This window comes from Roseinatronobacter thiooxidans, from assembly GCF_001870675.1.
GTDB classification, from domain to species: Bacteria; Pseudomonadota; Alphaproteobacteria; order Rhodobacterales; family Rhodobacteraceae; genus Roseinatronobacter; species Roseinatronobacter thiooxidans.
Window position 1 is genome coordinate 77,320 of sequence record NZ_MEHT01000044.1, and the last position, 14,371, is coordinate 91,690.

Genomic DNA, 14,371 nt, shown 5'->3' on the forward strand with positions numbered 1-14,371 from the left:
CAGGCAAGAATATTGATATGGGAGGCGTCATGCGTCGTGTTGTCATCACCGGGCTGGGGATCATCTCGCCCATCGGGAATTCTGCTACCGAAGTTTCAGAAAGTTTGCGCGCCGGGCGTTCGGGCATTGTATTCGCGCCAGAATATGCCGAACACGGGTTTCGCAGTCAGGTTCATGGCCAGCCACAGATCGTGCTGGAAGACCATATCGACAAGCGCAACCTGCGCTTCATGGGGGCGGGTGCGGCCTATAACTTTCTGTCGATGGAACAGGCCATTGCCGATGCAGGGCTGGAAGACACTGATGTGTCGAACCCGCGCACAGGGCTGATCACCGGCTCTGGTGGGCCATCGACCGCGAACCTGTTTCAGGCGCACAAGATCGTTCTGGAAAAAGGCAGCCCCAAGCGCATGGGGCCGTTCATGGTCACGCGTTGCATGTCATCGACCAATTCGGCCTGTCTGGCCACGCCGTTCAAGATAAAGGGTGTGAATTATTCGATCACCTCTGCCTGCTCCACCTCTGCGCATTGCATCGGCAACGCGGCGGAGTTGATCCAGATGGGCAAACAGGACATCATCTTTGCCGGCGGCGGCGAGGAATTGGACTGGACCCTGTCCTGCCTGTTCGACGCGATGGGCGCGATGTCGTCCAAATATAACGACGCGCCCGAAACGGCAGCCCGCGCCTTTGACGCAACCCGCGACGGGTTTGTGATCGGCGGCGGCGGTGGTATGCTGGTGCTGGAAGAACTGGAGCACGCGAAAGCGCGCGGGGCCAAGATTTACGCCGAAATTACCGGCTATGGTGCCACATCTGACGGGCATGACATGGTCGCCCCCTCGGGCGAGGGCGGCGAGCGGTCGATGCGGCTGGCGCTGGACACGCTGCCAGAGGGGCGCAAGATCAGCTATATCAACGCACATGGCACCTCGACCCCCGCTGGCGATGTGACCGAAGTGGAAGCAATCCGCCGCATCTGGGGCAAAGGCAATGTGCCGCCCATCTCATCGACCAAATCGCTGACCGGCCACAGCCTTGGCGCGACCGGTGTGCAGGAAGCTATCTATTCACTGCTGATGATGCAGGGCAAATTCATCACTGCATCGGCAAATGTGACCCAGCTTGACCCCGCAATTTTTGAGGGCGAAATCGCCACCAAACTGGTCGAGAATGTCGAGCTGGACTCGGTCCTGTCCAACAGCTTCGGCTTTGGCGGCACCAATGCCACGCTTGTCATGAGCGCGTTTCAAGACTGAAGGGACAGATCATGTCAGGCTTGATGGCAGGCAAACGCGGGCTGATCATGGGCGTTGCCAATGAACGCTCGATCGCATGGGGCATTGCGAAAGCACTGGCCGAACAAGGGGCAGAGCTGGCCTTCAGCTATCAGGGAGAGGCGTTTGGCAAGCGGGTTGAACCGCTTGCGGCCTCACTCGGGTCTGATGTGCTGCTGGATGTGGATGTAACAGACGAAGCCTCGCTTGATGCGGCGTTTGACACATTGAAATCGCGCTGGGGCAGCATGGATTTTCTGGTCCATGCCATCGCCTTTTCCGACAAGTCGGAACTGACTGGGCGCTTCCGCGACACCAGCCGCGCGAATTTCAAAACCTCTCTGGAAATCAGCTGTTACAGCTTCATCGACCTTGGCCGCCGCGCATCGGAAATGATGCCGAATGGCGGCACGCTGCTGACGCTGACCTTTCAGGGGTCGAACACCATCACCCCGTTCTACAATGTCATGGGTGTTGCGAAAGCAGCACTTGAAAGTGCGGTGCGCTATATGGCCAATGACCTTGGCCCCGAGGGTATTCGTGTAAACGCCATCAGCCCCGGCCCGATGAAAACACTGGCCGGTGCCGCCATTGGCGGGGCGCGCAAAACCTTTCGCCACGCCGAAGCCAACGCGCCCCTGCGCACCAATGCCACACTGGACAGCGTGGGTGGCACAGCGGTCTATCTGGCATCGGATTACGGCGCGCATACAACAGGCGAGATTATCCATGTCGATGGCGGCTATCACGTCATGGGCATGCCACAGGTTGACAATATCTAGGCACTGGCGGCGGGCTGGCCCAAACGCCACCCGCCCCAGACAGCCAGCATCCACAGCACCAGCGATGCGGCCCCATAGGCCAGCATCAGCAGCACGCCCCTTTCGGACAGCAGCAGAATTTCGAGGGAAAACAGTGAAAACGTGGTGAAGCCACCGCAAAACCCTGTCATCCACATGGCCTGCATGCGCAAACTCATCTCACGCGTTGCCAGATACCCGATAATCCCTGCCCCCAAAACATTCGCGGCCAGAGTGGCCACAAAGGCGTGTTGGTCCAGCAGCGCAAATGCGGCAAGGCTAAGGACCAGCCGAAGCCCTGTGCCCAAGGCCCCGCCCAAACCGACGGCAAGAAGGTTTATCGAAGCGCCGCGCATCAGCCGCCCCCCTGCACAGCACCCACGCCAACAAGACCCAGCCATGCCAGCAGCGGACACATCAGCACTGAACCAAATGCGGCAAAAAGTGCGCCGCGCACGCGCCCCTGCTGCCACAACACATGCACTTGCAGCGCAAAGGTCGAAACTGTGGTAAAACCACCAAGCAGCCCTATTGCGAAATAGGTAAAACCGGCAGGCGCTTGCGCCGCGTTAAATGGGGCCAATGTTGCAAGAAACACCCCCAAAGCGCTGCCAATCAGGAAACTGCCCACCCCGTTGATGACAAACACTGCACCAGCCGGGTGCATCGCCCGCGTCAACACAGCACCCATGCCCGCGCGCGCCATGCTGCCAAGGCCACCGGCGATGCAGATCACAACAAAATCTGTCAGCGTTATATTCATATGCTCTCTATAAACCCGACCCCGCACGGACGCATCGTGCAATCATGACAAAATTGCACAGCGCCACTTGATTGACACGCCCCAACTTGTCGGTATGTCAGCGGGATGCAAGATACCAACCTGCCCCCCCCTTCCGCGCGCCGCCTTCTGGATGTGGCACATGCGAAAGCAAACCATCGACTGTATGGTTTTGAACTTGATGGCAAAAAGTATTTTGTGAAACGGCTGGAACAGCACCGGACACGGCGCGCGCGCCTGATGAAAGGTGACCCGGCGCGCGCATTGGCGCGCGAAATCGCACTTTTGGAAGCCTTTTCACAGCGGGGCGCGCCGGTTCCACAGATTGTTGCGCAAGATGACACCTGTTTCATCATGACTGATTGTGGCCCCCCCATTCACCGCACCGCTGTCACAAGTAACGCGCCAGAGGTGATATGGCGCGCAGTGGGAACGGCGCTTGCCAATCTTCACGCGCTCGGGCTTGTCCATGGGCGGCCTGCGATGCGCGATATATGCTGGGACGGGCAAAAGATCACGTTTCTTGATCTGGAAGCAGGGGCGAAACTGAAGGCAAGCCAACAAGACATGACCCGCGATGTGATTGTGCTGTTGCATTCGATCCTGCGCGAAGGAAACCAGCACCCGCAAGCGGCCACGTTTTTTCAAGACGCCTATCGGCAAAACGACACCCTTGGGGTGTGGGATGCATGCCTGATACGGGCGCGGCGGTTGTGGTGGGTGGAATGGGTGATCGCGCCTGTTGTCCTGTGGCACCGCTGGAATGGTGTGGCACGCAGCGAGTTTGCAGCCGTTCGCCCCACACGGCAATTCCTGCTGTCACAAAATCAACAGGAATAAAAAAACGGCGCGCCACAGGCGCGCCGTCATATTCATGCCAGGTCTGGCGACTTATGCCAGATCGTAGCGGTCTGCATTCATCACCTTGACCCATGCCGCAACAAAGTCACGCACGAAGCGCTCGGACGCATCGTCCTGTGCGTAGGTTTCAGCATAGGCGCGCAGGATCGAGTTTGACCCGAACACAAGGTCAGCGCGTGTGGCTGTCCATTTCGCCTGACCTGTCTTGCGGTCCTGAATCTCGTACAGGTTCGGGCCTTTGGGTTCCCATTTCCATGCCATATCCGTCAGGTTAACAAAGAAATCGGTGGTCAGTGCGCCAACGCGGTCGGTGAAGACACCGTGCTTGGTGCCGCCATAGTTGGTGCCCATAACCCGCATACCGCCCAGAAGGACAGTCATTTCTGGGCCAGTCAAGCCCATAAGCTGCGCGCGGTCCAGCATCAGCTCTTCGGCAGAGACGACGTAATCCTTCATCATCCAGTTGCGGAAGCCATCGGCAACGGGCTCCAGCCACTTGAAGCTGTCGGCATCTGTCATCTCGTCTGTTGCATCACCACGGCCCGGTGCGAAAGGAACCTCGATGTCGAAACCAGCAGCTTTTGCAGCTTTCTCGACACCCAGATTGCCCGCCAGCACGATCACATCGGCGATGGATGCGCCGGTTTCCTGTGCAATCGGTTCCAGCACGGCCAGCACGCTTTGCAGGCGGTCAGGCTCGTTTCCAGCCCAATCCTTCTGCGGTGCCAGACGGATGCGCGCGCCGTTTGCGCCGCCGCGATAGTCGGACTGGCGGAATGTGCGCGCACTGTCCCAAGCAGTTGCAACCATATCTGCAACCGACAGGCCTGCGGCGTCGATCTTCGCTTTCACTGCCGCCACATCGTAATCGGCATTGCCAGCAGGTACAGGGTCTTGCCAGATGAGCACTTCTTTCGGCGCATCGGGGCCGATATAGCGTTCCTGTGGCCCCATATCGCGGTGGGTCAGCTTGAACCATGCGCGGGCGAAGGCGTCATCGAAAGATGCAGGGTCTGCCATGAACTTTTCGCAGATCGCGCGGTAGGCGGGGTCCATCTTCATGGCCATATCAGCATCGGTCATGATCGGGTTCAGGCGGATCGAGGGGTCTTCCACATCAACCGGCTTGTCTTCTTCGCGGATGTCGATGGGTTCCCACTGCCATGCACCGGCTGGGGATTTCTTCAATTCCCACTCATAGCCGAACAGCAGCTTGAAATAGCCCATGTCCCATTTCGTAGGCTCGGTCGTCCATGCGCCCTCGATGCCGGATGTGACTGTGTCACGCCCCACAGAGCGGGTCTTGTGGTTCATCCAGCCCATGCCGGCTTCTTCCAGTGCCGCACCTTCGGGTGCAGGGCCAAGGTTTTCTGCGCGGCCATTGCCGTGGCTTTTGCCGACAGTGTGGCCACCCGCTGTCAGGGCGACGGTTTCTTCGTCATTCATCGCCATACGGGCAAAGGTTTCGCGCACATGACCTGCGGTTTTCAGCGGGTCGGGCTGGCCGTTCACGCCTTCGGGGTTCACATAGATCAGGCCCATCTGCACAGCAGAAAGCGGGTTTTCCATGGTCGAGGCGTCGCCGACATTGTCATAGCGCTCGTCCGACGGGGCAAGCCATTCCTTCTCGGACCCCCAGTAGACGTCTTTCTCGGGCTGCCAGATATCCTCGCGGCCAAAAGCAAAGCCAAAGGTTTTCAGGCCCATGTTTTCATAAGCAATCGTGCCTGCCAGAACCATCAGGTCTGCCCAGCTGATCTGGTTGCCGTATTTCTTCTTAATGGGCCATAGCAGACGGCGCGCCTTGTCAAGGTTCGCGTTGTCGGGCCAAGAGTTCAGGGGCGCAAAGCGGTGGTTGCCAGTGCCCGCGCCGCCACGGCCATCCTGCACACGGTAGGTGCCGGCTGCGTGCCACGACATGCGGATCATCAGGCCACCATAGTGGCCCCAATCGGCAGGCCACCAGTCCTGGCTGTCGGTCAGCAGGGCGTGGATGTCGGCCTTCAGCGCGTCTACATCAAGGTTCTTGACCTCTTCGCGGTAGCTGAACCCTGTCAGCGGGTTAACCTTGGTGTCGTGCTGGTGCAGAATGTCCAGATTAAGCGACTTCGGCCACCAATCCATCACAGCATTGCCTGTGTTCGTTTGTCCGCCGTGCATGACGGGGCATTTGCCCGCCTTATCAGAACCGTCCATGATTCCCTCCATATGTGGATTTCTGGAATGGTTCTAACAGGGTTACGCCATCAGGTTAAGTTGCTTTTCCTGATTATTGCAATAAGTTTTTGTTATACGCCTTAAGCGCTATTCCCCTTGGCGCATCCCGCGCCGCATCAGCCACCCCGCAATCACCACGGCAACCAGCACAAAGCCGATGATAATCGTCGCCAGTGCGTTTATATCGGGGCTGACGCCAAGGCGCACTTTCGAGAAGATCACCATCGGCAAGGTCGAGGCACCGGGGCCGGACACGAAACTTGCAATCACCAGATCATCCAGCGACAGGGTAAAGGCCAACAACCAACCCGCCACCAAGGCAGGTGCGATCACGGGCAGGGTGATGTCGAAGAACACCCGCACCGGCCCTGCCCCCAGATCGCGCGCGGCTTCTTCCAGTGACTCGTCCATGCTGCGCAGCCGCGATTGCGCGATGACGGCCACGAAAGCCGCGCAAAATGTCGTATGCGCGATAATGATCGTGGGAAGCCCGCGCCCTGCGGGCCAGCCCAATGTCATTTCCATCGAGACGAACAGCAAAAGCAGGGACAGGCCGGTAATTACCTCGGGCATGACCAGCGGCGCAGTGATCATGCCTGTCAGCAACAACCGCCCCGTGAAACTGGAAAACCGCGTCAGCACGAAGGCCCCCAGCGTGCCAATAATCGTAGCAAGCGTGGCGCTGGCAAACGCCACCTGAAGGCTGACCCACGCCGCCCCGAGGATCTGGCGATCGCGCAGCAATTCGCCATACCACCGCGTTGAAAACCCGCCCCAAACCGTGACAAGGCGGCTTTCATTGAACGAAAACACCACCAGCGAGATGATGGGCGCATACAAAAAGATGAACCCGAAAGCGACAGCCAAGGGCAGGAACCAGCCGCGCATCAGCCCTCCTCCCGCCGGTTCTGGACGGATTGCAGCCACATGATGGGTGCAACCACCAGCACCAGCATGACAATCGCCACGGCAGAGGCCACGGGCCAGTCACGGCTGGAAAAGAACTCATCCCACAAAACCCGCCCGATCATCAGCGTATCCGGCCCGCCCAGCAGCGCGGGAATCACATATTCCCCAATCGCGGGGATGAACACCAGCATGGACCCCGCCACGATTCCCGGCAGCGACAGCGGCAGCGTGACAGTAAAGAATGTCACCATAGGTGAAGCGCCAAGGTCAGATGCCGCCTCCAGCAATGCGCCATCCAGCTTGGTCAGGTTGGCATAAAGCGGCAGAATCATGAATGGCAGGTAAGTATAGACAATGCCGATATAAACCGCGAAATCCGTCTGCATCATCTGGATCGGGCTGTCGATCAGCCCCAGCGACATCAGCGTGTTATTGATCACCCCGTTCGAGCGTAGAAACCCCATCCACGCATAGACCCGCAGCAGGAAACTGGTCCAGAAGGGCAGGATCACCATCAGCAACAGGACCGAGCGTTTCGGCTCTGGCGCGCGGGCGATGTAATAGGCAATCGGGTAGCCGATCAGCAGCGCAAAGATGGTCGAGACAAGCGCCACCCGGATCGAGGACAGATAGGCGTTGCGATACAGCGCATCCGTCATCAGAAAGCGGTAATTCTCCAGGCTGGCAATGATCTGCAAAGACCCGTCAGGCGCGCGGTCAAACAACGGCGTGTAGGGTGGGCGGGCAATCAGCGCCTCGGCCAATGAGATGCGGCCCAGCACGAAAAACGGGGCCAGAAAGAACACCCCCAGCCACAGCATGGGAATGGCAATCACCAAGCTGCGCCCGCTGAATCCCAGCTTGCCCATCACCCACGCCGTACCGCGCCAAGGTGCCGAGCGGGTCAGCGCATTGCCCGCACTCATTGTGTCAGAACCCGAAATGCCGAAGGCTGCACCGAGATCCAGACCTGTTCATCCCATGAAATCGGGTCTTCATCGCGCAAGCGGTTGGACTGGCTGGCGCGGATTAGCACGCCATTGGCCAGCCGGATACGATATTGCGACATATGCCCGATATAGCCCATCTCCTCGACCACGCCCTGCCACGCATTCGGCGTGTTTTCAGGTTTGCTGCGTGACAGCGCAAAGCGTTCGGGCCGCACAGCGCCCCAAACCTGTTGGCCCCGTGTCAGCCCCCCTTGCGGTGGCAATAGCACAGGCCCAAGCCCCTGTGTTTCAATGCGCATCATGTCAGGCGCGACAGCCTCGACCGTGCCTTCAAACAGGTTGACCGAGCCAATGAAATCCGCGACGAAGCGCGAATTGGGCGTCTCGTAAATCTCGCGCGGCTCTCCGATCTGTTCGATCTTGCCGTCTTTCATCACCCCGATGCGGGTGGCCAGCGTCATCGCCTCGTCCTGATCATGGGTCACGACAATGAAAGTCACGCCAAGCGTTTCCTGAATCTTGATCAACTCGAACTGCGTCTCTTCGCGCAGTTTCTTGTCCAGCGCGCCAAGCGGTTCGTCCAGCAGCAACAGCTTGGGCCGCTTGACCAGCGCGCGCGCAAGCGCCACGCGCTGGCGCTGACCGCCTGACAATTGGTCTGGTTTGCGCCGCGCCAGCTTTTCCAGCTTGACCATGCGCAGCATCTCGCCCGCCCTGTGATAGGCCTCGGATTTCGCCAACCCCTCGCGCAGCAATCCGTAAGCCACGTTTTTCTCTACGCTCATATGCGGAAACAACGCGTAGGACTGAAACATCATATTGGTGGGGCGGCGGTCGGGCGGGACACGGGCCATATCCTCGCCATCAATGGTGATCGCGCCGGTTGTCGGCTGCTCGAAGCCTGCCAACATGCGCAACAATGTGGATTTCCCGCAGCCGGATTCGCCCAACAGGCAGAACAACTCGCCCTTGTAGATGTCCAGATCGACATCCGACACGGCCGTAAAATCGTCAAAGCGCTTGGTGACCCCGCGCACAGAAATGAAAGCGCGCGCACCCTCGCGGCGCCAAGGTTTTGTATCCGCGGCAATTGCTGGCTGTGACATCGCCCCCACCCTGGCAGAGAATTAAAAATGCCCCCGCCCGCGAATCGGGCAAGGGCAAAATGCTCTTACTGCCCGGTGCGCACCCGTGTCCACAGGCGCGTTGCGGTGCGGTCTGTGCGGCTGTCATAGGTCACCCCAGTGAACAGCGTTTCTGTGACTTCCGCGGTCGGGAAAATTGCCGGATCAGTGAAGATTTCTTCATCCACCATCTCCCATGACGCGGCATTGGCGTTGGGGTACCAGACATAATTCGTGATCGCTGCACTCATCTCGGGGCGCATGATGAAATTGATGAAGGCATGCGCATTCTCTGGGTTGGGGGCATCTGCGGGGATGGCCATCATGTCAAACCATTGCATCGCCCCCTCGCGCGGGATGGCATACCAGACATTCACGCCCTGCCCCGCCGCCTCGGCGCGGTCTGCGGCCTGCAACACATCGCCCGACCAGCCCACGGCCACACATGTCTCGCCATTGGCCAGATCCGAGATATATTGGGACGAATGGAAATACCGCACATATTCACGCGCGGCGACCATCATTTCGGTCGCTGCCTCGAAATCTGCGGCATCGGTCGATTGCGGGTCCAGCCCCATCCAGGCAAACGCCGCCGGATACATATCTGCGGGCGCATCCAGCCATGAAATACCGCAATCGGCCAGTTGCGACGCGATCTCCGGGTCAAAGATCATGGCCCAGGTGTCCACCTCGAAATCCTCGCCCAGACGCTCGGCCACCATGTCGATGTTATAGCCGATTCCGGTAGTGCCCCACATATAGATTGTGGCGTGTTCATTCTCGGGGTCATGGCTGGCAGCTGCCGCCATCAGGGCGGGGTCCATATTCGCCAGATTGGGCAGCAAGTCACGGTTCAGTGGCTGATACACCCCGGCGGCAATCTGGCGTTGTAGGAAGGTGGCCGTGGGCACCACCACATCAAACCCCGAAGACCCTGCCAGCAAGCGCGCCTCCAGCGTGTCATTGCTGTCATAGACATCGTAATTGACGGCAATGCCGGTCTCTTCGGTAAATTGCTGCAACACCTCATCCGTTATATAATCGGACCAGTTGAACACATTGACAGTCTCTGCCCCTGCCATCCCGCTCTGCAGCACAACAGCCGCACTTGCCGCAACGACCACCCGATTGACATGTGATCTTTTTCTCTCTGTCATCTTCATCTCCCTGTTGGTCAGCCTGTTTTCCACGACACATCGTGCCGCCAGTGACTAAGCGAATTTATTGGGACCATTCCACAAGAAAACAGTGGGGCTTGGCAAGCCCGTTTCACGACAACCTGCATCGCGGCGATCAAATAACCGCAAAGCGCTTGGAAAGTGATGCAGTTTCGGCCAGTTGTCGGGCGTTATGCATCCACCCGCAACACGATCTTGCCGATATGCGCCGAAGTTTCCATCCGCTCATGCGCAAGGGCTGCATCTTCCAGCGCAAATTCGCTATCCATCACAGGGGCCAGCCGGCCTGCCGCCAGCAAAGGCCAGACCTCTCGCTCCAGCTGCGTGGCAATCGCGGCCTTGGCCGCATCCGACTGGGGCCGCAGGGTCGAGCCGGTGATCGTCAATCGCCGCATCATCAAGGGCGCGAAATTCACAGCGACTTTTGGCCCTTGCAAAAAGGCGATCTGCACCAGCCGCCCCTCCTCGGCCAGCGCCTTCAGGTTGCGGGGCAGATATTCGCCCCCCACCATGTCCAGAATCAGGTTCGCCCCGCCCTGATCTTGCAAGACCTTGACGAAATCGGCATCACGGTAATTGATCGCCTGCTCGGCCCCCAGCTGCATACAGGCCGCGCATTTCTCGTCCGTCCCCGCCGTTGCAAAAACCCGCGCGCCGAAAACATGCGCCAGCTGGATTGCAGTCGTCCCAATACCGGAAGATCCGCCATGCACCAAAAACCGCTCGCCCGCCTGCAAACCGCCGCGCATGAATACATTGGACCAGACCGTGAAATATGTCTCGGGCAGGCAGGCCGCTTCGCGCAGGCCCATCCCCTCGGGCACCGGCAACACCTGCCCTGCATCGGTCAGCGCATGTTCGGCATAGGCCCCGCCGGGAAATAACGCACAGACCCTGTCGCCCACCTTCCAGCGCGTCACGCCCGCACCCACCGCCGCAATTGTGCCTGCCCCCTCCAGCCCCGGCAGATCGCTTGCACCTGGTGGCGGGTTATAGGCGCCTGCGCGCTGCAATGCATCGGGGCGGTTGACCCCGGCATAGGCCAGCCGGATCACCACTTGCCCAAGCCCGGGCACCGGCACTGGGCGCGTCACTTCGCGCAACACCTCTGGCCCACCCGGCGCGGATATCTCGATGGCACGCATTGTATCTGGCAGGTCCATGGCGTTTTCCTTCAATGTCATTTTCTTGCCCGAAATACTCCGGGGGTGAATGGCGCGGTTTACCGCGCCAGAGGGGGCAGCGCCCCCTTATGCCCGTGCAGACAGGGCGTAATCCCAATACATCTCGCGCGCTTGCAGACCAAGACGGGGCGCGCCCAGCTCGCGGTCCTGATAGCGGGTGACGGGCATGACCTTGGCAATATTGCCGGTGACGAAAATCTCGTCCGCCTGCGCGAAATCTTCCAGCGTCAGGCTGGTCTCGATCACCTCTACCCCTGCGCCGCGCAACAGGGCGATCACCCGCTGACGGGTAATCCCGTTCAGGAACATGCCATTGGGCACGGGCGTTAACACAACACCGTCCCGCACCATGAACACATTGGTCGAGGCGGTTTCGGCCACATGCCCGTCAACATCCAGTGACAAGGCATTGGAATAGCCGCGTTTTCGCGCATCGGCCATGATGCGGGCATTGTTGGCATAAAGCGATCCCGCCTTGGCCTCGGTCAGGGCCATGTCAGGGCGCGGGCGGCAGAAGGGCGAGACGGTTAGCGAGAATGCGCCCGGCGCGGGCATGTCCAGCGCCTCGATACAGATGGCGAATCCGGTGCTGTCGGGAATGGCGTCAATAATGCCGGGGCTGGATTCGCGCGACCACATCATCGGGCGCAGATACAGCGCGGCATCGGGCGCGAACATCGCGCAGCCCTCTTCCATCAGCCCTTGCACTATGTCTGCATCCACAGGCGGCAGCATCCCCATTGCATGGGCAGAGCGGATGATACGGGCGGAATGGAGGTCAAGATCAGGGCGCACACCTTCAAACTGCCGCGCCCCGTCAAACACCTGAGAGCCAAGCCATGCCGCATGGTCTGCCGCGCCGATGATTGGCGCGTTGCCCTTGTGCCACTGGCCATCCACCCATGTCACGATGTCCTTGCCGACTGCCATGCCTTGCCCCTTCCAGCCTGTCTTGTTCGGGCGGCAACCTGCGTTGCATTCGCGCGGGCGTCAACCCTGTTGCGTGGGCGGGGGGCTGACATATCCGGGCAGGTCGGTTCGGGGCGCGCGCGCAGGCGCCTTGAGGCAGGACATAACCGCGCGCGGGCCTGCCAAAGCTGCGCGCAGCAACGGGTTTTTCTCGACCGCGCCTTTCACACGCTCGAATTGCATGACCCCGTCAATACGCCGGTCCAGAAAATTCCATGTCGCCTGCGCATTCGGGCTGTCATCGCCCAACCAATACAGCACGGTTGAGGAATAGACCGCCGCCAGCGTGGCGCGTTTGGTGTACCAGTTATAATCGGTCGATGTGTCGCCCAGCGTGGTCCAGATCAGATCGGCAGTCCCCCAGATTGCGCGCGCCCCGTCCGGCGCATAGGGCGGCAGCGCGAATAAAGTGGTGCCACGGCGCACCAGTTCCCGATCTTCTGCCGCCTCGATCCGGGTGCGCACCGCCAGGGCGATACGGTCGCGGAATCGCAGATGGCTCAGGTCTTGTGCGGCCAGCTGTGCCGCCATCAGCGCATCGCCCCGCCGGTGATAGGCCAGCGCCAGATCGACCCCGCCGCGCGGAAATGACGCCCGCGCGGTGGCAAGGACAATGCCCGCATCGCTGGCGGCGGCCTTCAATGTGTCATCACTCCAGCCGTCAAAAGGGACATGAAGAAGGGCAGCATCAAGCAGTGTCTGGGTCTGGTCACTCATGGCATTTCTCCGTTTCAGCTTGCGGGTGGACATAGCGCGCAGCTTTTGCTAGACGAGCCACTCCTGCACTTGAACGCAACTCTAACTTGGAAAGGTGGTGAAAACCACATGCAGGTATCCGTTCGTGACAACAATGTCGATCAGGCTCTTCGTGCGCTGAAGAAGAAACTCCAGCGTGAAGGTGTATTTCGTGAAATGAAGCTCAAGCAGCATTTCGAGAAGCCCTCCGAGAAGAAAGCCCGTGAGAAAGCCGAAGCGATCCGCCGTGCACGCAAACTCGCGCGCAAGAAAGCGCAGCGCGAAAACGGCCTCTGATCTGGCATAGGCCCTGAGGTGGGGTTCTGCCCCACCTGAGAAAGAGCGACCCCCGAAGGCCTGGCCTGCGGGGGTTTTTCTTTGGTCTGTTCGCGCGCCCTGACGGGCTAAGCGCTGCCTGCCAAGCCCTTAATTCTTCGCGCGCCGCCAACCTGCGGCCTGCGCCTGTGCTTCGGTGCAAAACCACTGCGTTTCAGTGCTGCGCATTGTCACCTGATCATAATGGCGCTGCCCCGGAAGGTGATAGATCCGCCCATTGGCCGAGACATTGCCCTTTATGGCGCAATCCTGCGCGGGTGGCACGATATCTGCCACCCGCGCTGCCGGTGGCCTTTCTACCTCGCAAAACCCTGCAACAGGGTTCAGTGGCCCGCCGTAAACCCCTAAACGGGCGCGTTTGGCCCGTTGCTCTGCGCGCAGATAGGCCTGTTCCTGCCCCTGTTCGCGGGCATGGCGCAAGCAGGGCCGCGCCGCGCCCGCTTCTATCAGGGCCACAGCAATATCGCGCCCGTCCAGATAGCACCGCCCCACAAGGCGGTCATAACTCCGCCGTCCCAGATCGACACAGCGCAGTTGGCGCCCCGCAAGCATCTGCTGCGCGGCCTCTTTCGACCAGACGCCGCAGCGCCACGCCTTGCCCGAGGCGCTCCGACACGACTCGCGCATCTCGGGCGCGTCAATCCCGCCCAGCCGGATACGCTGGCCCGCAACCTCCAGCGTGTCCCCGTCAATGACACGCGGCACGCCCGAAATTTCCGGCTGCGCCGCCCCAAGCGGTGCCGCAAGGAAAATAAGGGCAAAAAGTGAACAAATCCTTAACATGGGCCAGAGGTGCCTTGCGCGCCGCGTGTGGTCAAGGGTTTTGTTAACTTTTCGTTAAGGTTAATTAACGCGGTCTCGGGGACGAATGCCGGGCCAGCACTGCCCCCGAGGGTCACGCCGCAACATGGCCCGCAATCGCCCCCAAAAGAAGTGTTTGGCCCCCTGCCATTCCACCCGAATCGCTTGCTGCTTCTAGTGCCTTGGGGCAGCGATTAAATTATCGGCGCGCTGTGCAGATGTGGGGACCAAATGTAGACATCGGAAATC

The 14,371-nt window shown here is 59.9% G+C and carries 15 protein-coding genes; 4 read left to right on the top strand and 11 right to left on the bottom strand.

Annotation, left to right across the window (positions count from 1 at the left end):
* Positions 1-29: 29 nt before the first annotated feature.
* Both fabB and BG455_RS12680 read left to right on the top strand, forming a co-directional pair.
* The gene (fabB, locus tag BG455_RS12675; protein WP_071470590.1) at positions 30-1,259 is read left to right on the top strand and encodes a beta-ketoacyl-ACP synthase I; all 1,230 of its coding nucleotides are present in this window, start codon (positions 30-32) and stop codon (positions 1,257-1,259) included.
* An 11-nt stretch (positions 1,260-1,270) separates the two neighbouring features.
* Positions 1,271-2,059 (top strand): enoyl-ACP reductase FabI, encoded by a 789-nt coding sequence (locus tag BG455_RS12680; protein WP_071470364.1) that lies wholly within the window; start codon positions 1,271-1,273, stop codon positions 2,057-2,059.
* Here the strand turns inward: BG455_RS12680 and BG455_RS12685 are convergent.
* Complete coding sequence (locus BG455_RS12685) at positions 2,056-2,433, bottom strand: fluoride efflux transporter FluC (RefSeq protein ID WP_071470365.1); 378 nt, start codon at positions 2,431-2,433, stop codon at positions 2,056-2,058. The two genes, BG455_RS12680 and BG455_RS12685, sit on opposite strands and share 4 nt — an antisense overlap.
* Positions 2,433-2,840, bottom strand: coding sequence for a fluoride efflux transporter FluC (locus BG455_RS12690; protein WP_071470366.1), 408 nt, complete (start codon positions 2,838-2,840; stop codon positions 2,433-2,435). The genes BG455_RS12685 and BG455_RS12690 overlap by 1 nt, the downstream gene beginning before the upstream one ends.
* Positions 2,841-2,945: 105 nt before the next feature.
* Between BG455_RS12690 and BG455_RS12695 the strand changes: the two genes are divergently transcribed.
* Positions 2,946-3,698, top strand: a complete 753-nt coding sequence (locus BG455_RS12695; RefSeq protein WP_071470367.1) for a lipopolysaccharide kinase InaA family protein — start codon at positions 2,946-2,948, stop codon at positions 3,696-3,698.
* A 51-nt stretch (positions 3,699-3,749) separates the two neighbouring features.
* On the opposite strand, the gene katG is transcribed toward BG455_RS12695, so the two are convergent.
* The 8 genes from katG to BG455_RS12735 form a co-directional block, all read right to left on the bottom strand.
* Positions 3,750-5,915 (bottom strand): catalase/peroxidase HPI, encoded by a 2,166-nt coding sequence (katG, locus tag BG455_RS12700; protein WP_071470591.1) that lies wholly within the window; start codon positions 5,913-5,915, stop codon positions 3,750-3,752.
* Positions 5,916-6,023: 108 nt separating this feature from the next.
* Complete coding sequence (locus BG455_RS12705) at positions 6,024-6,824, bottom strand: ABC transporter permease subunit (protein WP_111361125.1); 801 nt, start codon at positions 6,822-6,824, stop codon at positions 6,024-6,026.
* Positions 6,824-7,714 carry an ABC transporter permease subunit gene (locus BG455_RS12710; RefSeq protein WP_071470593.1) on the bottom strand — a complete coding sequence of 297 codons (891 nt, stop codon included), beginning with the start codon at positions 7,712-7,714 and terminating at the stop codon, positions 6,824-6,826. Before BG455_RS12710 ends, BG455_RS12705 begins: the two co-directional genes overlap by 1 nt.
* 53 nt (positions 7,715-7,767) lie before the next feature.
* Positions 7,768-8,901: an ABC transporter ATP-binding protein gene (locus tag BG455_RS12715; RefSeq protein ID WP_071470368.1), complete on the bottom strand. Its 1,134-nt coding sequence runs from the start codon at positions 8,899-8,901 to the stop codon at positions 7,768-7,770.
* A 65-nt stretch (positions 8,902-8,966) separates the two neighbouring features.
* Positions 8,967-10,076: a polyamine ABC transporter substrate-binding protein gene (locus BG455_RS12720; protein ID WP_111361133.1), complete on the bottom strand. Its 1,110-nt coding sequence runs from the start codon at positions 10,074-10,076 to the stop codon at positions 8,967-8,969.
* Positions 10,077-10,267: 191 nt separating this feature from the next.
* Positions 10,268-11,260, bottom strand: coding sequence for an NAD(P)H-quinone oxidoreductase (locus BG455_RS12725; protein ID WP_084386420.1), 993 nt, complete (start codon positions 11,258-11,260; stop codon positions 10,268-10,270).
* Between the two features lie 87 nt (positions 11,261-11,347).
* Entirely contained in the window at positions 11,348-12,211 is an 864-nt protein-coding gene (locus tag BG455_RS12730) for a branched-chain amino acid aminotransferase (protein WP_071470370.1), read from the bottom strand.
* Between the two features lie 60 nt (positions 12,212-12,271).
* Positions 12,272-12,967 carry a COQ9 family protein gene (locus BG455_RS12735; RefSeq protein ID WP_084386422.1) on the bottom strand — a complete coding sequence of 232 codons (696 nt, stop codon included), beginning with the start codon at positions 12,965-12,967 and terminating at the stop codon, positions 12,272-12,274.
* 108 nt (positions 12,968-13,075) lie between these two features.
* Between BG455_RS12735 and rpsU the strand changes: the two genes are divergently transcribed.
* Positions 13,076-13,282, top strand: coding sequence for a 30S ribosomal protein S21 (gene rpsU / locus BG455_RS12740; RefSeq protein WP_071470372.1), 207 nt, complete (start codon positions 13,076-13,078; stop codon positions 13,280-13,282).
* A 129-nt stretch (positions 13,283-13,411) separates the two neighbouring features.
* On the opposite strand, the gene BG455_RS12745 is transcribed toward rpsU, so the two are convergent.
* On the bottom strand, positions 13,412-14,104 hold the full coding sequence (locus BG455_RS12745) for a thermonuclease family protein (RefSeq protein WP_071470373.1): 693 nt from the start codon (positions 14,102-14,104) through the stop codon (positions 13,412-13,414).
* Positions 14,105-14,371: the final 267 nt, after the last annotated feature.